This is a genomic window from Legionella cherrii (genome assembly GCF_900635815.1).
In the GTDB taxonomy this organism is placed as follows: Bacteria; Pseudomonadota; Gammaproteobacteria; order Legionellales; family Legionellaceae; genus Legionella; species Legionella cherrii.
Genome location: NZ_LR134173.1, coordinates 295449 through 319652 on the forward strand (window position 1 = coordinate 295449; position 24204 = coordinate 319652).

A 24204-nucleotide genomic window follows, 5' to 3' on the forward strand; every position below is an offset into this window, starting at 1 on the left:
ACAACAATAAGAAAAATATCAAGTCTTAATAAAATAACTCTTAATTGACGAGCCTATATGCCTAAATCCAGAAGCTATATTTTTTATGTTGATGGGATGACCTGTGCTAACTGCAGTGGGACTATTAGAAGTTATCTGCAAGGCCAACTCTCTAACAGGATGATACATTTTCACGCAGACATCACTACACCAGATCCTAAAAAAGTAACCGTAATTGTTAAAGAGGATGATGAAGAAAAACGAGTTGATCAGGAAATCTGGTTGGAACTTAAGAACCATATTGAAGAGGTCGGTTTTACATGTAGAAGATATGAATATCAACCGGATAAAAAGGACGCACCGCAAACACCGGCGGAGCAACTAACACCCTTTAAGCAAACCATCAATAAAATCAAAAAATTTTTTAACTCACATTGGTTTCTTGGTGCAGTCGGATGCGTGTCAGGAGTGGCAGTACTTATCCTTTGTCTTGCAACCGGCGGACTCTCACTTCCTGTGATCGCGTCTCTTGCTGTTTTTAGTACTCTATTAACCCTATTACTTGGTTATAACTCCTATTATGACGCTTGGATAAAATTGACCAAAAGCAAAAAATTAACTATGGACAGTTTATTTGCGCTCAGTACTGCTTCCATCATAGTTTGCTCAATCGCCTCACTCTTTGTACCTTGGCTTCCTATGATGTTTGAAGCCGGGTTGCTTATTTATGGCTTTAGACATATAGGTATTGCGATAGAAGATACCATTAAAGAAAAAATTGGCACCACAAAGTTTCAGGACAGAGTTCCTTCGGTTGTAAGAAAAAAGAGTACTGATGGCTTTGATGAAATTAGTTTAGAGTTGATTAATAAAGACGACGTGATTATTGTGCATCCGGGAGAAGTTATACCTCTTGATGGCACCTGTGAAAATGAAAGTATCATATACAATACCATCATTACAGGAGCTACCCTCCCTCATTATTTTCCTCCACAAGCAAAAGTAGTGGCTGGCATGCGCTTAGCCAGCCATGCAAACCCTTTAGCTATTCGTGTCACAAAAAATCACAAAGAATCCTACCTGGCACGGCTCGATAAGGCAATAGAAGCATCGGCGTTGGAAGCTGCACCCATTGAATTAAAAACCGAACAACTATTAACTTATTTTATCCCAACCGTAATTGCATTGGCAGTGGCCTCTGGAGTCCTTATCGGCCTCTTTTATCCCGCCGCTATCGCAATTCAGTGCGCCGTATCGGTTTTAGTAAGTGCTTGCCCCTGTACTCTAGGGTTAATTACGCCTTTTGCGGTAAAAACAGGAATGCACAAAGCAGCAGAAAATGGAGTGACATTTAATAGTGCCAAAACATTACAACACGCAGAACAAATCGACACGGTAATTTTTGATTTGAATGGCACCCTTACAACAGGGGTTCCTAATATCAAAGAACTGTATCTATTTGATGAGAGTGGACTTACCGAATCAGAGTTACTCTCCTATTGTTCGGCCCTAGAAAAAAAATCAACTCATTCCATAGGACAAGCGATTTATTCGTTTACCAAACAACATGAGGTATCACATTATGAAGTTACGGATCTTGATGACTCTCATCATTCTGGAGTTTCTGGGGTAATAAGGAATAAAAAATATACTATTGGCAGCATGACGCTAATGAAAGAAAAAAACATTTCAATTCCCGCTAAATTCAAACAACCCAAATTAGAAGCAGGGGATCAGGTAGTCTATGTAGCACGTCAAAATTCTGTAATTGGATTCATGGTTATCACCGATCCGCTACGTGAAGATGCCTATTGTACTATCCGTACATTAAAGGCAATGGGGAAAGAAATCTGCTTGTGTACCGGAGCAGATGAAGAAACAGCCATTCGTTATGCTAGAGCGCTTGGCATCGAAAACGTTTATGCCGGCTGCAAGCCAACCTCTCTAGAAGACAATGATCAACATGAAAATGCCCTGTCCAAAACTTCCCGTATTCTTGCTTTAAGGAAGAAAGGACATAAAGTAGCCATGGTAGGCGATGCGGGAAATGATACCCCTGGAATGAAAGTCAGTGACTTAGGCATAGCCGTAATATCGGACAGCAGTGATGTTTTAACGCAAGAAGCAGCAGGAGTGGTCATTCATAAAGGAATGCTACTACCTATCGCTTCAGTTTTTGCAATCTCCAAACAAACGGTATCCAATATTAATCAAAATCTGGCCATGAGCTTGGCCTATAATCTCGGCTCCATCTTGGTTTCTGGTGGGTTATTGGTTGCAGTGGGTTTGACTCTTAATCCAGTAGTTGGCGTCACATTAATGATTCTTCAAGCATGCATGATTTTTATGAATGTCTATCGCTTTAAAGAACAACCTCTAGAACATTTGCAAGAAGAGGCAAAGCGATATCAGGAAGCCAGCTCGCCTACAGAATCATCTCATGCAAAAATCCACAAACACACCCCCACTGGTTATCAAAGCGAACTGGTTTGTGATCAAGAGCCCCCATATACTCGACCGAAAAAACAGCAATCAACCACATTTCCTTTTTGGGGCAGCTGTTTTAATAATGGAGGCAATGAAGTGGAGTGCCCCTCGTTTGAGACTGAGTTAGAAAATCAGTTAGAGATGGCTTACAATAAAAAAATGCATTAGTAAGAACCAATAAAGCAGCACCACAGTAGTGTGGTAGAGAAACAAATGGCAAGCGTTCAAACAACTAACGACAGCCTAGGGACGGTTGAAACTCGAATTTCACCCAAGCCGGGTATGTGGATGAGGTTCGAGGTACTGAAGTTGACATAGTCCGCTCATTTATGTGCTATTGACGACATCCATCTAAAACAGCTGCTAACTTTTCCATTACCTCATCAACGGAAATCAATTGCATGGGTTCGTCACCGTGTACATGCTGCCCCCAAACATCCTCAATGCGCTTGCAACCGAGAATTTTTTCTGCTGCTTCAGGATAGCGATTGACCACTAAATGTTGAAAAAGATAAGGACCAGAAATAAGCGGGTTAGTCACGGCGTGCAACGCAATAACAGGGGTATTTACCGCAGTGGACATATGTGAAGGCCCGGTGTCAGGGCAAAGAACAACGTTCGCTTTGCTTATGAGCGCTAATAATTGTTTGGGTCTCGTTTTGCCAACGAGATTTATTGCAGGGATAACTTGAGCTATTTGTTCTGCCAAATGTTTATCAAAATCAATCGGCCCTCCAGTGATAACCACTTGCACGTTCCATTTTTCCTGGGCTCGTTGCAAGACTTCAATATATCGAGCAATAGGCCAACTACGCTCAGGTTTACTGGCGGCGGGATTAATTACTAAAATAGGGCCTTGTTTGGGTAAGTGCTCTTCCGCCCATTCATAATCTGCAGGAGCAATAGGTAAATCCCAGCGAATAACACGCTCCTTTATTCCTAGTGCCTGTGCAAATTTTAAAAAACCATCCAAGGTATGCTCTAAGCCTGGAGTAATTCGTTCATTAACAAATAAACCATGAGCATCATTGGCTCGGTGCTCGTCATAACCTATTTTTCGTTTTGCTCTAATCAGGGGATAGAGTAGATTAGTCCTAAGACTTGCTTGTGGCGCCAGTAATACATCGAACGAACGCCCTTTCATTTGTCTTTTAAAGCGCCAATAATCCACAACACTGTTCGGCTTGTCGATTAAAATAAACTCCACACCATCCATCCCTTCCACCAAATCAAAAGCAGGCTTGGAAATGATCCAAGTCAACTTGGCTTGTGGGAGACTGGCTTGCAACGTTCTAATGAGCGGAACAGCCATTAGAACATCACCTAATGCAGATAAACGTACAATACAAATAGATTTAATCATTCTGTAAAACAAACCGCGAACCACAATAAGGACAAACTTCCACTCCAGTTTTTTCAATAGGCAAATAAACCTTAGGATGAGCATTCCACACAACCATATCCTTTGTTGGACAACTCAAAGGTAATTCATTACGATGGACTATATAATTTTTTTCGGTACTTGCTGGTTCTTTTTTAACTTTTGACATGATGTTCCTTTGATACGTGTTTGGTAGGATTATCTAATATTTCCCCAATTTTCGCTATAATCTCATCGCGAAAAGCCTCATTTTGTGGATCATAATAGAATGCTTCTCCCCAATGCCTAAGCCAGGTTAACTGGCGTTTCGCCAATTGCCGCGTCGCTGCAATCCCTTTATCACGCATGAGGGAATAATCAAAATCATCTTGCAAGTATTCAAGTACCTGCCTATACCCTACACAACGCATTGCTGGCAAGTTCATGGTTAGATTCCATTTTTGCTGTAACTGTTTCACCTCTTCAATAAAGCCTTCGGTAAGCATCTGATCAAAGCGTTGTGCTATCCGTTCGTGCAACCATGCTCTCTGCTCAGGGAAAAGAATAAAATTCACAAAGTGATAGTCCGTTTTTTCATTGGGTTGAACAAGAAAGGAGGACAATGTCTTACCGGTCAAATAATATACCTCTAGGGCACGTTGAATTCGTTGTGCATCATGAGCATGAATACGTGCAGCAGATTCTGGATCAAGATGTTCTAATTTTTGATGGAGAACAGCCCAACCACATAAAGCTGCCTCTTCTTCTAACTGCTGACGTACAACTGGATCCGCTTCGGGCAAATTAGACAACCCTTTTTGTAACGCATTAAAATACATCATCGTTCCCCCTACAAGAAGAGGAATTTTGCCATTTTTGAAAATTTCGTCACATAAAGATAAGGCGTCAGTACAAAATTGAGCAGCAGAGTAGGACTCAACAGGATCCTTAATATTGATTAAATGATGTGGCGCGCTATGCAACTCCTGAGGAGTTGGTTTGGCAGTCCCAATATCCATACCCCGATAAATCATTGCGGAATCAACGCTAATAATTTCAAAAGGATAACGTGTTACCAATTCACACGCTAAAGACGTCTTCCCTGATGCAGTAGGTCCCATTAAACAAAAAATCAATTTAACCATTCAAGATCTCGATAAAACAGCCATAAGTTTACCCTCATCCGCCCTTAAGGGCACCTTCTCCCTTCAGGGAGGAGGGATTTTTATCTTTGCCCTACATGTGAGAAAGAGCTTCATCTTGTCCCTACATGTGTGAAAAGAATTTTAATTTATTTTAAGAGGGCATCCCCTCTCCCTCCGGTGGGAGAGGGGTAGGGGTGAGGGTTGTTAATAAGTCCTGACTAAAATCAGCAATTAACAGGCCCCCACTAACTTGCTACACACTTCATTTGTTAATACTCTAAACAATCCAGGCTGCTGATTGCCCTCTTTATAAGTACGTAACAGCAGCTCATTTAAATCCATTTTTTCCTCTAAACTAAGCAGTCTAGGATCAAATACTTGTGAGCGACTCATTAACTCCATTAATGTGCTCTGCTGAACTACACCACATTCCGCAACAGAATCCAAGAACAAACGCAAATCCAAATAGGGCATACACAGAGGAATACTACGAATCTGCACTTCATGCTCTCCAATCCACTCAAGACCCACTCCTAACAGTTTGAGGCCCTGCTCCAAATGTTCTTTGTGGTTTTGGAGTTTTAAAGGCAGAGAATATCGAATCGGCACCAATAAAGGCCTACTGGCTAGAGGCAAAACCAATTGGGAAATTTGCTTTTCCAGTTTATATTGATGTAATGCCACTACATCAATAACATGCGGTTGCTGATGAATAAAGGTTAAAATGTACCTATTGGTTAAAACGACCCAAGGTAATTCAGTTTCCGAAGTATCAGGCGTTCTATTGAATTCAGTCAATTTAGGATAGGGTTCATAAACCTCTTGATTTTTACCTTGAGCTGATGGTTCGAATAAGACATATGAAGCGGCATCCTCAATATCATGTTTTGATTTCAATGCCGCACTCAATTGGGAAGTAAAAAAATCAAATACCAACCGAGGTTGCTGAAAGCGTACTTCATGCTTGGTTGGATGAACGTTCACATCCACTTCCGCATGGTTCATCGTAAGGTACAACACACATGCAGGAAATCGTCCAGGATGTAACAAACCATCATAAGCCTGTTTTAGGGCCTGGTTTACCAACTTATCCTTTACCATGCGCTGATTAATATAAACCCACAGTCGATCATTCTGACTGCGCTGAAAATTGGGACCACTTATCCATCCAGTGAGTTTCATTGCCCCATGCTCTACATCAAGATAAATGGAATCTTTAATAAAAGCATGACCCAATATCCGGGTTATACGTGTTAAGCAGGCTTGTTCGTTTGTTGCTGCAGGCAACGATAAAATTTGTTTTCCATTATGTTTGAGGGTAAGCGCAATTTTGGGCGCACTCAAAGCAAAACGTTTCACCACAGTTTCAATCGCTTGAAACTCCAGTTTTTCACTCTTTAAAAATCGTTTCCGAACTGGTGCATTAAAAAATAAATCAACCACATCCACTGTAGTTCCTACACTGCGTGCACAGGGAGAAATAGACCGTTCAGTACCTTGTACACGTAACATTGCCGCCGTCTCTTGCTCTTCCGGTTTAGAACTGATTGTAACTTTTGCTACGGAAGCAATACTGGCCAATGCTTCACCACGAAATCCCATGCTATCAATTGCATACAAGTCATCCAATGAATTAATTTTACTGGTCGCATGAGCGGCAATTGCCAAAGGTAAATCTTCTGCAAGGATGCCTGTTCCATTATCACTGATCTTAATTTGATTGAGGCCACCATAACCTATTTCGATGGTTATGATGTCAGCCCCCGCATCAAAAGAATTTTCCAATAGTTCTTTGACGACCGATGCAGGTCGCTCTATAACTTCGCCCGCAGCAATCTGATTGGCGATAAGCGGTGGTAGTTGCTGAATTCTTATGCCCATGCCGGAGGAATCACCAATTTCTGCCCCGGCTTAAGTAGGGTAATGCCGCGTAAATGATTTGTGGATTGGAGGGCTGCAACCGAAACATGATAGCGTGCGGCTATGGCGGGTAAGGTTTCCCCCGCACGAACTAAATGGACATTGTTTGTTGTCATTGCCTCGATGCGAGATCCATGAGGAGGATTTTCCCAGAAGTATCCTTTAATCCCTTGGAAAATAGCCTGACTCAAACGCGCTTGATAACTAGGGTTTGTTAAATTACGTTCTTCTATGGGATTTGAAATAAACCCTGTTTCCACTAAAATGGAAGGAATATCAGCTGACTTCAACACGACAAAACCAGCCTGCTCCACTTTGTTATTATGTAAATTGGTAAAATTACCCAGTTGATTTAAAACGCGCCCCCCCATTTGCAACCCTGCATTAATTGTTGCTGTTTGTGACAAATCAATGAGAACCGAGCGTACTACACCATTCTGATCATCCAAATCACCTAAATTCACGCCACCTAATTCGGAATAGTTTTCTTTTTCTGCAAGCCAGCGTGCCGCCTCACTCGTGGCCCCTCGTTGTGATAAAGCAAATACTGAAGCACCATTTGAATGAGGATTATTGAATGCATCCGCATGAATGGCCACAAATATATCCCCATTATATTTTCTGGCAATATCCAGGCGTTGTCGCAACCCTACATAATAATCTCCGGAACGGGTTAATACTGCACGCATCCCCGGTTGCCTATCAATTAATTGTTTTAACTTCAAAGTAATTGCCAAAACAACGTCTTTTTCCCGGCTGTGATGAGGACCTCGAGCGCCAGGGTCTTTGCCTCCATGACCCGCGTCCAAAACAACAATCACATCACGCAACTTGGAAGGCCTACCACTGACCTTAATAGGTTGTTGATTTGCTAAAATAGGATGAACTGGCTGTTTCGCTGCAGTTTTTACAGGCACTTTTGCTGGTTGTATATTCTTTATATTGGCTTTTCTGGGCAATACGGGAGCAGTCTTGGGAGGACTATTTGCTGCAATCGGCTGAGCAAGACGACCGCTATGTAATAAATCAACACGCACACCGCCAAAAGCCCCATTAGGCTTCCATGGAGCTGAACGCAGTTGTACTTGTTGATTGACCTCGAAAACTAATCTTAAAGTTCGCGGATCAGAACGCCCACTTCGAACTTGTCTCACCAACCCATTGATTAAACCCAGTTGATTTAAATCTACAGCGAGTTGTGTTTCCTTTAAATCCAATACAACTCGCTGGGGATTAGTTAAAAAGAACACTTTATGCGTAAATGGTCCATTGATTGTTAGAAAAAGGGAAGTTTGATTTCCTTGTTGTTTCAATACAATGGACTTAAGTTGAGCACTAAATGTGGCAATAGAACAAAGACACATTACAACAAAACACCATGAGCGAAATATCATGTTTCACCTGCCAGGCGAGCTAAAATTCTTTTACCCTCTGTGCTCAATGCCATTATTTGCATTTCACGTCCAGCCCCTTTAATACTTAACTTAAAACGAATATCCACATTAGGCAATGCTTTTCCTGCATTTTCAGCCCATTCAATGCAACAAATACTCCCTTGCGTAAAATAATCCCTGAATCCTAAATATTCCAGCTCCTCTTCATGATGTATTCGATAGAGATCAAAATGATGGATGGTCACATGATTGCATGTATAGCTTTCTACTAACGAAAAAGTAGGACTTTTAATCGCAGATTGAACCCCAAGATGCCTTAACATGGCGCGAATAATGGTGGTTTTACCTGCCCCCAGATCGCCACTGAAGGTCATGATTAAGGAAGGACAAAGACACTTTGCCAATCGAGCGGCAAACTGTTCACTTGCCTTTTCATCAGGTAAATCTAATCTTGCTGTATCTAATTCGCTATTTATCATCATTCAGGGTAATTTAAAATATGAGGTAACACATCGAATAAATCACTGGCCAATAATCCAGCGCCTCCCAATTCTTTGGCTACCTGGTCTCCTGCAACTGCATGCGCCCAAACACCACACTGCGCTGCATCAGCTAAAGAAAATCCTTGAGCACAAAGGCCTGCAATAATACCGCTTAATACATCACCCATGCCAGCGCTAGCCATTGCTGGATTACCCCGAGGACAAACAAAAGTATCTTTTTCAGCAGTTTGAATCACTGTGCCGGCACCTTTTAACACAACGACCCCACCATATTGTTGTTGGATGTTTGCTGCTGCTTGATATCTATCTTTCTGAATCAAATCAGTCGAACAAGACAACAGGCAAGCCGCTTCACCAGGATGGGGTGTTAAAATCCAATTATCATCCACTTGTGCATGCTCGGATAACAATCTTAATGCGGATGCATCGATAACCATAGGCAATTGTGACGTAATAGCAGTCAAAAATAGGTTAATCGCCCATTCACTCTCCCCTAGGCCAGGGCCAATAATACAGACTGAAGCACGGGCTAAAAGAGGCATTAACTCTTTAGCAGTTTTTACCCCGCACACCATTGCTTCTGGAATTAATGATAAGGCATTTTTTGCATGTTCAGGCCAAGTTGCGACAGTTACTGCGCCTGCACCAGTTCGCATCGCAGCTTTCGCGGCCAAACTAATCGCGCCAGGCATGCCTGGACCTCCGCCAATTATTAAAACATGGCCATAATTGCCCTTATGCGAATTTTTTTTACGTTCCGCAAGTGGTAAAGAGAGCGTGGCAGAGCTTAGAAGACGTGCAGCAGGAATGAGGTTGGACACACAGGGCTCAAGTTGTAACGAACAACAATGAATATCACCACAATAATCTGGACCATCTGCAGTATACATCCCCACTTTCTGGGCAATGAACGTTATGGTCGTATTGGCTTTAACACAAAAGTTTTCAACCTTTCCTGTATCGGCATTAAGACCCGATGGAATATCTAGAGCTACAACAGGTAGCCCGCTGGCATTGATCTGATGGATCGCCGATGCAATAACTCCATGTACCGGTCCTCTCAGACCAATCCCTAACAGGGCATCAATAATTAACTCGGCTTCACTATCTAAAGATTCATCCGCAGCTTGGCACTCAACCCCAGCATTGATTGCCATTAAAGCAGCATGTTGCGCGGCGAAAGGCAGATCAGCCACGGCCTTACATTGGTATATTGTGACCAGTATTCCATGTTCATGCGCTAACCGTGCAACCACATACCCATCCCCTGCATTATTACCTGCGCCACAATATACGGCAATGTGGCGCACATGCGGATAAAGCTTTTTTATAAGTAAAAAAGCCTCGGCTCCCGCCCGTGACATTAATTCATTTTCATCTAATTGAAACAAAGATGTTGCTTGTTGTTCACAAGATCTAATTTGTTCACAACGATAAAGGGAATTTGCTGGTATGGTCACCTTGTGCTCCAAATCCATTAAGACCTGTTTCATTGTACTGTCTTGGCTCAAGTTAGCAAAATGGGAACAGGACTTAGTTTGAACACGTTTCTTATATGTAGTCTAGGATGTAGTGTATAAAACCCAGGCATCAGAATTCCCGGGTTTCGGCTTTGCCTTCACCCAAGCTACGTCCATTTATTTGACTAATTTTAACGAAGGCTTACTTTTAGAAGTAGTTGAGCCCTCAGATTCACCACTAGAAGCACCAGAAGCTGCTGGAGGCGGTTCTTCTTCATCTTCTATGGCAAAAGCGATACCTCTACCATTCTCTTTCGCATAAATTTCTAATACCGCTCCAGGAGGAACAAAAATTTGCTCCGTTTTTCCTGAAAATCGTGCTGTAAAAATAATACGATCGTTCTCTAATAAAAGACCGCGAGTTGCTGCCGGAGAAATATTTAACACAATACGATCATGGCTCACATGCTCTTTGGGAACCTGAACCCCTGTATAGGCCGCATTAACCAGGATATATGGTGTCAATTCGTTATCTACTATCCAATCGTAGGCCGCACGAATTAAATAAGGTTTATTTGATGTCATTGTCATATGTTTATGCCGCTCTTAATTGTCGCTCAGCATCAGTCAGACTTGCTTGAAACGATTCACGTTTGAACAAGCGCTGCATGTAAGCAATTATTCCTTTAAACCCTGGTGTAATTTCAATTCCCAATCGAGGCAAACGCCACAATAAAGGAGCTAATGCACAATCCAATAGAGAAAATTCATCACTCAAAAAATAAGGCTTATCTGCAAATACAGGATCAAGAGCGGTTAAGCTTTCAAATAAATTTGCTCTAGCCTGCTCTGCGTTATCATCCCTTAAAATACGGTTCATTAAATAATACCAATCATGTTCTATTCTGTGCATCATTTTTCGTGTTTCAGCTCGTGCTACAGGATATACTGGTAATAAAGGCGGATGAGGAAAACGCTCATCTAAATATTCCATAATGATACGTGGCTCATAAAGTACAAGCTCTCTATCGATTAAAGTAGGAACAGTTCCGTAGGGATTAACTGATAAAAGATCAGCGCTGGGCTCAGCTTGTTTTGCAACAAGAATTTCTACATTCACCCCTTTTTCAGCCAACACAATCCGCACCTGATGACTATAGACATCATCCGTATCGGAAAATAAAGACATGATAGTGCGCTTCGCAACAATTGCCATGAGCAACTCCTATTTAATTCATAAAACCTAGCTAAAGGTAAAGTTCACACACAAAACTCGCACTTTACCACATTTTTACCTGTTTGGGTTACTTTATGCCGATTTTTCGCCAATAAACTGTTTTTAAACCCAGTGCAACAAGAAATAAAATAAATAAAAAACCTACGACAAAGAAACCCATGTGGTAGCGCAATGGTTGTACTGGCTCACCAACGTACGCAAGAAAAGTCACCAAATCGTCTAAATTAGTGTTAAATTGTTCCTCGGGTAATTCGTGGTTCATCGTTTCCAAAATATTTGGCATTGCAACATCAGGGACAAGTCGGTTATTGGTCCCAAAAGGTCGAGCATCATCTTTATAAAAACCATTGAGATAACCATACAGCCAATCCGTACCTTTTTCTCGAGCAACTAAAGATAAATCCGGAGGTACGATGCCAAACCATTGTTTTGCATCTTCCGGGGGCAAAGCAATACGAATTGGATCATTAATCGTTGCCTGGGTAAAAATCAGATTATTTTTTAATAAATCTTCATTAATTCGACCATTAAACTGGGTTAAGCCTAATCCTTTGGCCATATGATTATAGCGTAAATATTTTAAAGAGTGGCAGCCAGAACAATAATTCATAAATAAACGAGCGCCTCTTTGCAAACTCTCCTTATCTTGGACATTAATATTGACGGGATGCGCTAAAACAATTGGATTGACAAGCAAACCCGAAAACCATGCCAATAAGTATAAAATGCCTGCTTTTTTATGCATTATCGCCCTCCTATGCCTGCAGGCAATGGGCGTGATGATTCAATACGAGTATAAAAAGGCATCAAAATAAAATAAGCAAAATAGAGTCCCGTACAGACACGAGCCAAAAATAAACGCACTGGCGTTACTGGGATTGTTCCTAAATATCCCAACAGTACAAATGCGATGACGCATAGAAACAACATTGCTCGTGAATAGTTACCCTTATAACGCATTGAACGGACTGGACTGCGATCAAGCCATGGTAAAAGGAACAGAACCAATAAAGCAAATCCCATACACATTACTCCTAATAATTTATCAGGGATAGCTCGCAGCATGGCGTAATAGGGAGACATATACCACATCGGAGCAATATGATCTGGGGTAATTAAAGGATTAGCGGGCGCAAAATTATTATGCTCTAAAAAATATCCCCCCATTTCGGGAGCGAAAAACACTACAGCAAAAAACAGGCCGAGAAACGCAATGATCATCAATAAATCTTTCACAATGTAATAAGGATGAAAAGGAATTTTATCTAAAGGCTCGCCTTTTTCATCCAGTTGCTTTTTGATTTCAATTCCGTCTGGATTATTAGATCCTACCTTATGCAAGGCAACCACATGCAAAAAAACCAGCATAAAGAGCAAAAAGGGAATTGCTATAACGTGTAAAGCGAAAAACCGTTGCAACGTAGCATTGCCAACAGTGTAATCGCCTCTTAACCACACAACAAGACTTTTACCGATATAGGGGATTGCACTTAACAACGAAGTGATTACTTGAGCCCCCCAATAGGACATTTGCCCCCAAGGCAATAAATAACCCAAAAAAGCACCAGCCAAAAGTAAAATATACAAAAACATCCCCAAAAGCCAAACTAATTCCCTTGGTCTTTGGTACGAACCATACAGTACCCCGCGAAACATATGTAAGTAGATAACAATAAAAAATGCGGAAGCGCCGGTGGAATGCATGTAACGCAATAACCAACCGAAATTTACATCACGCATTATGTACTCTATGGAAGAAAAAGCCTGTTCTGCACTTGGGGTGTAAAACATGGTAAGCCATAAACCCGTAATAAATTGATTGACTAAAACGACAAGTGCTAATGAACCAAAAAAATAAAAAAAATTTAAATTTTTGGGAACATAATAGGCACTGAAATAATTTTTCCAAGTGCTCATCAGTGGAAAACGCTCATCAATCCAATTAAGGAGTTTATTCATTTACTCTAGCCTTTTTTATTACCTGTTGTTGGAGCCTGGCCTGTCGCCTTCTATCGGACATGGACACGCTCGGTCAATTGAGTCATGCTGAGGTATGCTTTTATGAAAAAAGAGCGCTACAGCGACTCATTCTCGTGCCCATGCCCAGTGCCTACCCTTACCCGATAACCATCACGCCCAGCACAAAAAATTTATGCCTTATCCTCGCCAATAACAAGAGTATGCTTATTGAGAAAATAGTAGGGCGGGACTTCTAAATTAATTGGTGCAGGAACATCCTTAAAAACTCTACCAGAAAGATCAAAAGTTGAGCCGTGGCAAGGACAAAAAAAGCCACCTGGCCAGTCAGGTCCTAAATCGCCTAGATTAGGTTTGTATTTAGGAGAACATCCCAGATGCGTGCAAATACCTATAAGAACTAAATACTCAGGGTCAATGGATCGATGCTCGTTTTTCGCATAAGAGGGTTGTTGTTGGGTCAACGAATTCGGATCGCGTAACTTTGAAGAATCTGCAGTTAAACGTTGCAACATTTCCTGAGTTCGTCTAATTATCCATACGGGTTTACCACGCCATTCAACAACTGCCTGTTCACCTGGCTCCAATTTACTTATATCTACCTGTACTGGAGCGCCTTCTGCTTGAGCTTTGGCACTGGGTAGCCAAGAAGCAACAAGGGGTGTTAAAGCGCAAAGAGCCCCTATGCCTCCCAATACACAAGTTGAGGTCAACAAAAATCGACGGCGATCTTCATCTACACGATCGCGTTTATCCTGCTCAGGGTCAATAATTTGATTTTCCATAGCTGATATTTCTGTAGCCTTGGTGTGGTACCGTCATTAACGTTAATTAAATGTAGCTTCTCACTATGGGGAGAAGAGTGTCCGTCAGGGGAGGATGACGTCTAGAGTACAGCTAATGAACCTTTCCCCCTTGGCCCCACTGCCCTTAAGGCTAAATAGTAGTATAACAACGCCAAAGAAAAAACCCCGCATGTGCGGGGCTTTTTAACCAAAAAACGATTAACGTTTTGAGTATTGAGTTGCACGACGTGCTTTGTGCAAGCCCACTTTCTTTCTTTCAACACGACGTGAATCACGAGTTAGCAAACCACGTGCACGAAGTTTTCTGCGAACAGAATTGGGATTTGGTTCAGCATCTTCTGCTAATCCTGTTTCATCATAAGCAACTAACGCTCTGGCAATACCTAAACGGACAGCGCCTGCCTGACCAGAAATTCCACCGCCAGAAACTGTAACGTACACATCAAACTTATTAACAAGATCAACGGTTTCTAATGGCTGCATAACAACCATGCAAGAGGTTTCACGACAGAAATATTCTTGTAAAGTACGACCGTTTACTTTGATGTCGCCTTTGCCTGGACGTAGAAACACACGAGCTGTTGAACTTTTTCTACGACCAGTGCCGTAGTATTGCTTCATTTCAGCCATAATACTTATTCCTCAATATCAAGTTGCTTGGGTTGCTGTGCAGTATGTGGATGCTCGTTACCTGCATATACTTTGAGCTTACGATACATCTCTCTACCTAAAGGATTTTTGGGTAACATGCCTTTAACAGCAAGTTCGATAATTCTAACAGGATTTCTAGCCTGTAACTTTTCAAAACTATCTGATTTTATTCCACCAGGATATCCAGTGTGACGATAATACATCTTGTTAGTAAACTTACGGCCGGTCACAATAACCTTTTCCGCATTGGTAACAACGATGTAATCGCCTGTATCAACATGAGGGGTATACTCAGCTTTATGCTTGCCACGTAAACGACGTGCAATCTCACTAGCTAAGCGACCCAAAACTTTATCACTGGCATCAACCACTAACCAGTCACGTTTGACTTCATGGCTTTTGGCACTAAATGTCTTCATTAAATGAACTCCGAACCGCCTAAATTGGTAATCTTCTATCATGGACGGGCGATTTTAACCAAAACAGAAACATCCTACAAGTAAAAAAGGATAAAAATTTATAAACAATTATTTAAATCCGCGTAAATATAACAAATTTCATACAAGAATCATAATTATTTTTGTTCTAATGCAGGTTGAGCCTTGGACTGATAAAAGTTCAATTAGGCATTCGCTTTAGAAAAAAGTTGGGCTAACGCCCAACCCACATTTTATTAATTCTACACCGAGTTGTAATTAGAGTATCGTTGACACACCAGAGGCCAATCGAGCTTATTAATTATTCTTGATCAATCAACAATTGCTCAACAAGACCACCAGCAATTAAATGTTTTTCGATAATTTCATCAATATCGGCAAAAGATGCATAGGAGTACCATACACCTTCAGGGTAAATTACGATGCAAGGGCCTGAGCTGCAACGCCCAAGACATCCTGATTTACTGACACGAATTTTACCTGGACCATGGATCTCTAATTCCAAAAGCCGCGATTTCATATAATCAAAAAAAGCTTCACCGCCCGTATTGGCGCAGCATTGTTTGCCTGCAGCCTTTTGGTTGGTGCATATAAGGACATGTTTGTTGTAATAGGCCAATGAATTATTTTCCTATAGACTCAATTTTTGTTTTTAATTTCAAACCCGGTTTAAAGGTTACCACTCTCCTGGCCACTACAGGAATTTCTTCACCTGTTTTGGGGTTCCTGCCTGGTCTTTGTGGCTTATCCCTTAAAGTAAAATTACCAAAACCAGATAATTTTACATGATGTCCATGTTCCAGTGCATGCCGCAGCTCTTCAAAAAAATTCTCGACCATTTCTTTTGATGCGGGTTTGGACAATTTTAATTCATCACTTAAGGTTTCTGCCATTATTGCTTTGCTTAGTGCATTCACGATTATTCCCTCAATATGATTGAAAATTTATTTTCTAACGTATTGATTATAGCACTAATTAAAGAATTTATCTCGGCATCAACCAATGTTCGACTTTCATCTTGCAAGGTCATAGCAACCGCAAGACTTTTCTTTCCTTTGGGTACACCCTCTCCTGTATATACATCAAATACATCAAAGGATTTTAGCCAATTTTCATTAATTGCTGCTCGGACAACCGCTTCAATCTGCATGACACTAACATCCGCGTCAACCAAGAATGATAAGTCGCGACGAATTTGGGGGTATTTGGAAATTGTTTTATAGCGTGGTTGCTCATGTCCACCTAATGCCGCTAAATTGATTTCAAACAGCAACACATCATTTTGTAAATCCAATGCATCAGTTAAACGTGGATGTAACATACCTATCCATCCTGCAGGTATTCCATTAATCTTGATTTGAGCTGATTGTCCAGGATGTAGCGCATCATGTGCGGCCGCAATGAATTCGACTTGCTGTAATTTGAGTGATGCAAATAAAGATTGCAGATCCCCTTTTAGATCAAAAAAATCAAAACAGCGAGTAGGTTCACTCCAATTCACACTGCCTTGTTCCCCCATTAATAAGCCTGCAGCGCAAGGGCGCTCTACCAGTTGCCCTTTGTTCACATCAAAAACCACACCAATTTCAAAAAATTTTACGGCATGTTGTTGACGATGAACATTATAAATCATCGATGCAATCAAGCCTGGCCACATCCCAGCGCGCATTTGCGATAATTCTGAGGAAATCGGATTAAGTAACTGCATAAATTCTTTATGCGGATAAAGTTCGTGCTGTAACTCAGGGTCAACGAAGCTATAGCTGATCGCCTCATGATATCCTCTGCAGCTAAACCATCGGGAAAGTTTGGTAGCTATTTCCTCGTTCCCACATGTTTTTCCTGCCTGCGCCAAAGTATAGGTAGGTTGTGCATGTAAATTATCATACCCATACAGGCGGATAATTTCTTCAACCAAATCTACATCCTGTTGAATATCAAAACGATGCGAAGGAATAACAACATCAAGGCAATTATTGTGTTCTTTTCCAATAACAATGCCGAGTCCGCCTAATAAACTTTTCATTTCTTGCAATGAAATACTAAGGCCGGTTAATTTCTGTACTTTATCCGTATCAAAAGAAAAACTCACAATTCCAGGGATATGTTTTTGATCATAAGACTCAATAACTGGCCCAGCATCTCCACCTGCAATTGATAAAATTAATGCCGTAGCTCGTTCTAATGCTTTCATCTGCAAACCAGGATCAACCCCTCGCTCAAAACGCTGGGATGAATCGCTGAACAAACCAAACTTTCTTGCAATCCCCGCGATAACAATTGGATTAAAATAGGCGCTTTCTAAAAATACATTTTGTGTATGTGCTTGAACAGAACTCGCCTCTCCCCCCATAATCCCGGCCATCGCCAAAGGTTTTTCTTGGTCGGCAATCACTAATACTTTTTCATTTAGGGTTAACTTTTGACCATCAAGCAATTCTAATTGTTCTTGAGTACTGCTAAAACGCACGTTAATTTCACCGTTGACGGTGTCTAAATCAAAAGCGTGCATGGGTTGACCCAATTCGAGCATCACATAATTCATGACATCTACAATGGGATGCACAGTGCGTATACCACCTCGACGTAAACGTTCAATCATCCATAAGGGCGTTGTTGCTTGAGGATTTATATGTCGAATGACGCGGCCACAATAACGTGGACACGCTTCAGGATTTTTCAATTGTATAGGTAATACATCATCAATACTTGGGGTCACCTTAGGAATAGATTGTTCCAATAAGGGTAATTTGTTCAATACCGCGACCTCACGGGCGATGCCTAAGACACTAAAACAATCGGCACGATTGGGGGTTAAATCAATATCGAAAATATGATCATCAAGGGTTAAATATTCGCGTAAATCCATCCCTACCGGAGCATCACTCTCTAATTCCATGATGCCTTCAGAGTGCTCAGCCATGCCTAGTTCGCTCACAGAACAAAGCATTCCTTGTGATAGTTCGCCGCGTAATTTAGATTCTTTGATATTAAAACCACCTGGTAAACGCGCTCCCACCATCGCTAACGCCACCTTTAAACCGGCTCTAACGTTAGAAGCACCACAAACAATTTGCAAAGGTTTGTCTGTGTTTGCATTCACTTCACATACAGTCAATTTATCTGCATTTGGATGAGGTTTGGTACTAAGAACTTCGGCCACAATGACATGAGTAAACTCTCCTGCTACGGGACTTACTGCATCAACTTCCAGGCCAGCCATGGTCAGTTGATGTGCTAATTCTTGTTCAGTTAATGAGAAATTTACCCATTCACGTAACCATAATTTACTTAATTTCATTTATAGTCCTTACCACCTGATTAAACTTTTATTGCCCAGTAGGCATCTTTATCATCGTATTTCTATTGGGCTTTAATATTAAAAATAATAGGCCGACAGCGTACGTCTCTTAAAATTGACTTAAAAAAGTAAGATCATTTTCAAACATCATACGTAGATCATCAATTCCGTAATACAACATCGCCAGTCTATCCATACCCATACCAAAAGCCCATCCCTGATATTCAGCTGGGGAAATATTTACTGCCTTAAGCACATTGGGATGCACCATACCGCAGCCTAAAACCTCAAGCCATCCTGTAAACTTGCACGAACGGCATCCCTTACCACTGCATTGGGTACATTCAATGTCAACTTCTGCTGAAGGTTCCGTAAATGGAAAATATGAAGGTCTAAACCGTAATGCTAATTTTCGACCAAAGAAATCAGCAAAAAGATCTTGGAGCAATCCTTTTAAGCTGGCTAAAGTGGCTTGTTTGTCAATCAACAACCCTTCAACTTGATGGAACATGGGAGTGTGTGTCAAATCTGAATCGCAACGATATACGCGTCCAGGGGCAATTAAACGAAACGGGGGGGTACGTTGCTCCATCGCACGAATTTGTACCGGTGAAGTATGTGTACGCAACAGACGGCCATCACCAAAATAAAACGTATCATGCATGGCACGTGCTGGATGATGCCCGGGAATATTTAATGCTTCAAAATTATAAAATTCTGTTTCTATTTCTGGGCCATCAATAATATCAAAGCCCATGCGGCTAAAAAATTCATTAATCCTGTGCTTCACCTGGGTTACCGGATGTAATGAACCACTCTCTTTTTTACGTCCTGGAAGAGTCACATCGATGCGTTCTGCAGAGAGTTTTTCTAATAATTGCTTTTCTTTGAGCTCAAGCATTTTCGTTTCAATCCATTCACTGATCTCACGTTTTGCCTGATTCACTAATTGGCCTACTTTAGGTTTTTCTTCGGCAGATAGATGGGCAAGGCTTTTTAAAATTTCGGTTAACTTGCCTTTTTTACCTAAAAAATCAACCCGAATTGCTTCCAATCCCGATACATCTTGTGCCTTGTTAATTGCTTCAGAAGCCTGTTCTTGTATGGTGATGATATCCTGCATAATTATACCCACAAGTAAAAAGGAGGCCGCAGCCTCCTTAAATAAATTTCATCTTTATTTAGTATTCTTAGAACAGCTCCTGGGTGAAGCACAGCAGAACCGAGTTTTCTGCCACAGGCTTCCCGAGTTAGGGATGCGCCTTCACCCAAGCCACCTACTTAATAAAGATTATTTTGCCAATGCAGCCTTAGCTTGTTCAGCAATTGCAGCAAAAGCTACCTTGTCATGAACAGCCAAATCAGCCAATACTTTTCTATCCAGTTCGATTGCTGCTTTTTTCAATCCATCAATCAAACGGCTGTACGATAAACCGCACTCACGAGCTTGCGCGTTGATACGCGTAATCCACAATGCACGGAACTGACGTTTCTTCTGACGTCGGTCACGATATGCGTACTGACCTGCTTTAATTACTGCTTGTTTCGCCATGCGGTAGGTCCGGCTACGGGCTCCGTAATAACCTTTTGCTTGGTCTAAAACTTTCTTGTGACGTGCTTTCGCTGTCACACCACGTTTAACTCTTGGCATTCTTCATTCCCCCCTTAACTACCGTGCAACATGCGTTCTGCTAAACGTGCATCGCATGGCTTCAAAGTACCGGCTTCCACGCGCAAATGACGTTTCGCCTTGGTAGACTTTTTGGTGAGGATATGATTTCTATAAGCACCGCGACGTTTAATCGCGCCACTTGCTGTCTTACGGAAGCGTTTAGATGCTCCGCGATGTGACTTTAACTTCGGCATAACAATATACTCCGCATTTGTTCAGCTACTTAGTTTTTTTGGGTGCCAAGACCATCAGTAATTGTCTTCCTTCACGTTTCGCTTGCTGTTCAACAACCGCAAATTCAGCTGTATCCTGCTGTAAACGTTCAAGAATCTTCATACCCAGTTCTTGGTGAGCCATTTCACGACCACGAAAACGTAGCGTCACTTTGACTTTATCACCATGATTAAGGAAACGGATCAGGTTGCGTAGCTTGACCTGATAATCTCCATCTTCCGTCGTAGGACGGAATTTTAATTCTTTGACTTGAATTTGCTTCTGCTTTTTCTTCGCTTCCGCTTGTTTTTTACTCAATTCAAAGAGAAACTTGCCATAATCCATGATACGGCATACAGGAGGTTTGGCTGATGGAGATATTTCCACGAGATCTAATCCACCTTCTTCCGCTGCACGTAACGCTTCACGTGTTGGGACTATCCCTGCCTGATTACCATCGACATCAATTAAGCGTACCTCAGGTACATTGATCTGTTCATTAATTCGTGCGCGATCATTTTCACGCTTAGTTGGTGCACTAATGGTTTAACCCCCCCTGCTTATTAATTATTAATTGACCCTTTACGAGCAATTTCTTGCGTCAAGGTATCACAAATTGCATCTATTGTCATCACACCCAAGTCTGCTCCTTCGCGTGAGCGCACAGCCACTTGGTTGGATTCGACCTCTTTATCGCCTATTACTAAAAGATATGGCACTTTTTGTAAAGTATGCTCGCGAATTTTAAAGCCAATTTTCTCATTTCTCAAGTCATAGTTGGCTCGAATACCTCTTTTTTGCAAAATTTGTGTTATTTTCTTTGCATACTCATTTTGCTTTTCGCTGATTGTTAGAATCATCGTTTGCACTGGAGATAGCCATAAAGGCAGTTTTCCTGCGTAGTGCTCTATCAAAATACCCATGAAACGCTCAAAAGAGCCTAAAATCGCACGATGCAACATCACTGGAATTTGTTTACTGCCATCTTCAGCGACGTATGAAGCATCCAGCCGACCTGGCATAGAGAAATCAACTTGAATGGTTCCGCATTGCCAAATCCTACCCAAACAATCTGCTAATGAGCATTCGATTTTGGGTCCGTAAAAAGCACCTTCACCTGGAGCATCAACCCACTCAATTTGCCTGTCTTTCATTGCTTGTTTTAAAGCACCTTCCGCTTTATCCCATACATCATCGCTACCAACTCGCTTTTCAGGACGTAAAGCCAGACGGTACTTAATCTCACTAAAACCAAAATCTGCATATACCGACTGAACCAACTCAAGCATCATCGCGACTTCTGATTGAATTTGATCTTCAGTACAGAAGATATGTGCGTCGTCTTGCACCATGTTACGAACGCGCATCAAACCATGCAGTGCGCCGGATGGTTCACAGCGATGGCAATTACCAAACTCGGAAAATCTTAATGGTAAATCTCTATAGCTTTTTAAACCCTGATTAAACACTTGAACATGGCATGGGCAATTCATTGGCTTCACTGCATAATGGCGATTTTCTGTTTCAGTAACAAACATCTCATCTCTAAAATTTGCCCAATGGCCTGATTTTTCCCAGAGTACCTTGTCAACTAATTGCGGTGTTCTAATTTCTTGATAACCAAAATCAACCAATCGATTGCGCATATAGCGCTCGAGCTCTTGATAAATTGTCCAGCCTTTAGGATGCCAAAATACCATCCCAGGAGCGATATCCTGAAAATGGAATAGCTCTAAGCTCTTACCTAATTTACGATGATCACGTTTTTCGGCTTCTTCTAAACGGAATAAATAGTCTGCCAAAGATTTTTTATCAGCCCAGGCAGTACCGTATATACGTTGTAACATTTCGTTATTGGAATCACCCCGCCAGTATGCGCCTGCTAATTTAGTCAGCTTAAATGCCTTCAAAAAACCGGTTGAAGGGACATGAGGTCCACGACAAAGGTCTTCAAAATCACCTTGCTTATACAACGATAACACTTCATTTTCAGGTATATCGGCAATAATCTTCGCTTTGTATTCCTCGCCAATGCTCTTGAAATACTGAATGGCTTCATTGCGGGGCAATTCTCTACGCACTACTGGATAATTTGCCTTGGCCAGCTCTGTCATTTTTGCTTCGATTGACTCAAGATCCTCAGGAGTAAATGCTCTTTGAAACGCAAAATCATAGTAAAAACCATCTTCAATAACGGGTCCTATAGTCACTTGCGCCGTAGGAAAAAGACTTTTAACTGCTTGTGCTAATAAGTGTGCTGTAGAGTGACGAATAACTTCAAGGCTTTCTTCTTGTTTTTCAGTCAGAATAACCAATGCACAATCATTTTCAATCAGAAAAGAAGTATCAACCAAACGATCGTTAATGCGACCGGCCAAAGCAGCTTTAGCTAGGCCAGGGCTTATACTATGAGCCACATCATAGACCGTTAAGGGCGCTTCAAAATGTTTTATACTTCCATCAGGTAATTTAATGTTTGGCATAATTTTATCCGTAAGCACTTCTTTTCAAAAAAAAACCCTGCATGGCAGGGCTTAAACCTTAAATAAGAGGAGTCAATCAAGCATCGTCCCAAATGAAAGTGGGCGCTCCTGGAATGCGATTTAGTGCATGGTAGGCACGAGTGGGATCGAACCACCGACCACCACCATGTCAAGGTGGTGCTCTACCACTGAGCTACGTGCCTATAAAACGACCTGCATATACATTGTGGTGAAGTATATAATAAGGTGCTATTACAAAGCAATCATTTAGATTATTTTGTCTTAATAAATAGTGTAATCCCTTCTGTACTCATGGCTTGTGCACAAAAAACTCCCTAGCTGAGACATCTAGAAAGGCTTAAATGGAGGGGAACCATTCAAGCCATGAGTTTGCGAGGTTAACTGCTATGAGTTATCCACTTTTTCTTCTATTGGACTGTATAGTGATATTTGTTCCGTCTTATATCACCTGCTTCCTTGTTTGGGACTAATATAAAACCTTTCCCTCGGTTTCGAAGCCATTATACTTTTTTGCCCATTGATGTCAACTATTAATTTCCAAAGGAAACTTTAAGTTTCTAAATATGCTTATTTTGAATTTTATGTTTCGTTTTGTTATACTTTTTTTACTTTAAAATGAAACCTCCTAATACCCTATGGAAAAAGTTAATCTGGCAAAACAATTCGCTGACCGTTTACGTGATGCCATGATCGCAGCAGGATTTAATTCACAACGTTCTACTTCAGGTATCTGTATCCACAAGCTGTCTGAAATTACAGGACATTCCCTGCAAATATGTCGCAAGTACCTCCGTGGCGAGGCCATCCCTGAACCGGTGAAATTGATGGAAATTGCGGCTAAACTTCATGTGTCACCGGGTTGGTTATTATTTGGAAACTCGCCACATGATCAGGGAATTGCTCGGGAAAAAGTAACGGTTAATAAAAATTTGCTTCACTATCTCTTCTCCAGAGCATCATGTCTTTATAACAGCACACTCGCGGAACAAGAAATACCTAATTTCTTAATGGAATTAATTAACGACGTGAGCCTAATTAATGCGGATGAGGAGCAGTCTAAAAAAATTATTGATTTAGCTTTAGCTTCAGTAAAACACTTTAGCCAATCGCATGGAACGTAAAACGGGTCAAATAATGCAACAACGTAGAACTGGCCAA

At 41.4% G+C, this 24204-nt stretch carries 24 protein-coding genes and 1 tRNA gene; 2 read left to right on the forward strand and 23 right to left on the reverse strand.

Annotated features, from left to right (window positions below):
- Nucleotides 1-57: 57 nt before the first annotated feature.
- The gene (locus EL022_RS01210) at nt 58-2634 is read left to right on the forward strand and encodes a heavy metal translocating P-type ATPase (protein WP_051544431.1); all 2577 of its coding nucleotides are present in this window, start codon (nt 58-60) and stop codon (nt 2632-2634) included.
- A gap of 166 nt (nt 2635-2800) precedes the next feature.
- Here the strand turns inward: EL022_RS01210 and EL022_RS01215 are convergent, their stop codons facing one another.
- From EL022_RS01215 to EL022_RS01325, 23 genes are all read right to left on the reverse strand, one after another.
- Nucleotides 2801-3829, reverse strand: a complete 1029-nt coding sequence (locus tag EL022_RS01215; RefSeq protein WP_028380726.1) for a glycosyltransferase family 9 protein — start codon at nt 3827-3829, stop codon at nt 2801-2803.
- Nucleotides 3822-4016 carry a zinc-finger domain-containing protein gene (locus EL022_RS01220; protein WP_028380725.1) on the reverse strand — a complete coding sequence of 65 codons (195 nt, stop codon included), beginning with the start codon at nt 4014-4016 and terminating at the stop codon, nt 3822-3824. Before EL022_RS01220 ends, EL022_RS01215 begins: the two co-directional genes overlap by 8 nt.
- A complete protein-coding gene (miaA, locus tag EL022_RS01225; protein WP_028380724.1) occupies nt 4003-4971 on the reverse strand; it encodes a tRNA (adenosine(37)-N6)-dimethylallyltransferase MiaA in 969 nt (322 codons plus the stop codon). The genes EL022_RS01220 and miaA overlap by 14 nt, the downstream gene beginning before the upstream one ends.
- Nucleotides 4972-5202: 231 nt before the next feature.
- Entirely contained in the window at nt 5203-6852 is a 1650-nt protein-coding gene (mutL, locus tag EL022_RS01230) for a DNA mismatch repair endonuclease MutL (RefSeq protein ID WP_028380723.1), read from the reverse strand.
- On the reverse strand, nt 6843-8285 hold the full coding sequence (locus tag EL022_RS01235; RefSeq protein WP_028380722.1) for an N-acetylmuramoyl-L-alanine amidase family protein: 1443 nt from the start codon (nt 8283-8285) through the stop codon (nt 6843-6845). Before EL022_RS01235 ends, mutL begins: the two co-directional genes overlap by 10 nt.
- Nucleotides 8282-8767, reverse strand: a complete 486-nt coding sequence (gene tsaE / locus EL022_RS01240) for a tRNA (adenosine(37)-N6)-threonylcarbamoyltransferase complex ATPase subunit type 1 TsaE (protein WP_028380721.1) — start codon at nt 8765-8767, stop codon at nt 8282-8284. Before tsaE ends, EL022_RS01235 begins: the two co-directional genes overlap by 4 nt.
- Nucleotides 8764-10281: an NAD(P)H-hydrate dehydratase gene (locus tag EL022_RS01245; protein WP_241972224.1), complete on the reverse strand. Its 1518-nt coding sequence runs from the start codon at nt 10279-10281 to the stop codon at nt 8764-8766. The genes tsaE and EL022_RS01245 overlap by 4 nt, the downstream gene beginning before the upstream one ends.
- A 144-nt stretch (nt 10282-10425) precedes the next feature.
- On the reverse strand, nt 10426-10839 hold the full coding sequence (locus tag EL022_RS01250; protein ID WP_028380719.1) for a ClpXP protease specificity-enhancing factor: 414 nt from the start codon (nt 10837-10839) through the stop codon (nt 10426-10428).
- Between the two features lie 4 nt (nt 10840-10843).
- Nucleotides 10844-11464, reverse strand: coding sequence for a stringent starvation protein SspA (sspA, locus tag EL022_RS01255; protein ID WP_028380718.1), 621 nt, complete (start codon nt 11462-11464; stop codon nt 10844-10846).
- Between the two features lie 88 nt (nt 11465-11552).
- Nucleotides 11553-12230 (reverse strand): cytochrome c1, encoded by a 678-nt coding sequence (locus tag EL022_RS01260; RefSeq protein WP_028380717.1) that lies wholly within the window; start codon nt 12228-12230, stop codon nt 11553-11555.
- Complete coding sequence (locus EL022_RS01265) at nt 12230-13444, reverse strand: cytochrome b (protein WP_028380716.1); 1215 nt, start codon at nt 13442-13444, stop codon at nt 12230-12232. The genes EL022_RS01260 and EL022_RS01265 overlap by 1 nt, the downstream gene beginning before the upstream one ends.
- 191 nt (nt 13445-13635) lie before the next feature.
- Nucleotides 13636-14247, reverse strand: coding sequence for a ubiquinol-cytochrome c reductase iron-sulfur subunit (gene petA / locus EL022_RS01270; RefSeq protein ID WP_028380715.1), 612 nt, complete (start codon nt 14245-14247; stop codon nt 13636-13638).
- A gap of 219 nt (nt 14248-14466) precedes the next feature.
- The gene (rpsI, locus tag EL022_RS01275) at nt 14467-14898 is read right to left on the reverse strand and encodes a 30S ribosomal protein S9 (protein WP_028380714.1); all 432 of its coding nucleotides are present in this window, start codon (nt 14896-14898) and stop codon (nt 14467-14469) included.
- A 5-nt stretch (nt 14899-14903) separates the two neighbouring features.
- Nucleotides 14904-15338 carry a 50S ribosomal protein L13 gene (gene rplM / locus EL022_RS01280; protein ID WP_028380713.1) on the reverse strand — a complete coding sequence of 145 codons (435 nt, stop codon included), beginning with the start codon at nt 15336-15338 and terminating at the stop codon, nt 14904-14906.
- A gap of 319 nt (nt 15339-15657) precedes the next feature.
- Nucleotides 15658-15975, reverse strand: coding sequence for a (2Fe-2S) ferredoxin domain-containing protein (locus tag EL022_RS01285; protein ID WP_028380712.1), 318 nt, complete (start codon nt 15973-15975; stop codon nt 15658-15660).
- Between the two features lie 4 nt (nt 15976-15979).
- The gene (locus tag EL022_RS01290) at nt 15980-16273 is read right to left on the reverse strand and encodes an integration host factor subunit alpha (RefSeq protein WP_028380711.1); all 294 of its coding nucleotides are present in this window, start codon (nt 16271-16273) and stop codon (nt 15980-15982) included.
- Between the two features lie 2 nt (nt 16274-16275).
- Entirely contained in the window at nt 16276-18657 is a 2382-nt protein-coding gene (gene pheT, locus EL022_RS01295) for a phenylalanine--tRNA ligase subunit beta (protein WP_028380710.1), read from the reverse strand.
- 109 nt (nt 18658-18766) lie between these two features.
- Nucleotides 18767-19780 carry a phenylalanine--tRNA ligase subunit alpha gene (gene pheS, locus EL022_RS01300; protein ID WP_028380709.1) on the reverse strand — a complete coding sequence of 338 codons (1014 nt, stop codon included), beginning with the start codon at nt 19778-19780 and terminating at the stop codon, nt 18767-18769.
- A gap of 168 nt (nt 19781-19948) precedes the next feature.
- Complete coding sequence (rplT, locus tag EL022_RS01305; protein ID WP_028380708.1) at nt 19949-20308, reverse strand: 50S ribosomal protein L20; 360 nt, start codon at nt 20306-20308, stop codon at nt 19949-19951.
- A 14-nt stretch (nt 20309-20322) separates the two neighbouring features.
- A complete protein-coding gene (gene rpmI, locus EL022_RS01310) occupies nt 20323-20523 on the reverse strand; it encodes a 50S ribosomal protein L35 (RefSeq protein WP_019234612.1) in 201 nt (66 codons plus the stop codon).
- A gap of 25 nt (nt 20524-20548) precedes the next feature.
- Nucleotides 20549-21085 (reverse strand): translation initiation factor IF-3, encoded by a 537-nt coding sequence (infC, locus tag EL022_RS01315; RefSeq protein ID WP_035900696.1) that lies wholly within the window; start codon nt 21083-21085, stop codon nt 20549-20551.
- Between the two features lie 20 nt (nt 21086-21105).
- Nucleotides 21106-23025: a threonine--tRNA ligase gene (thrS, locus tag EL022_RS01320; RefSeq protein WP_028380706.1), complete on the reverse strand. Its 1920-nt coding sequence runs from the start codon at nt 23023-23025 to the stop codon at nt 21106-21108.
- A 128-nt stretch (nt 23026-23153) separates the two neighbouring features.
- Nucleotides 23154-23228, reverse strand: a tRNA-Val gene (locus EL022_RS01325).
- A gap of 453 nt (nt 23229-23681) precedes the next feature.
- On the opposite strand from EL022_RS01325, the gene EL022_RS01330 reads away from it, so the two are divergent.
- Entirely contained in the window at nt 23682-24167 is a 486-nt protein-coding gene (locus tag EL022_RS01330) for a helix-turn-helix domain-containing protein (protein WP_028380705.1), read from the forward strand.
- Nucleotides 24168-24204: the final 37 nt, after the last annotated feature.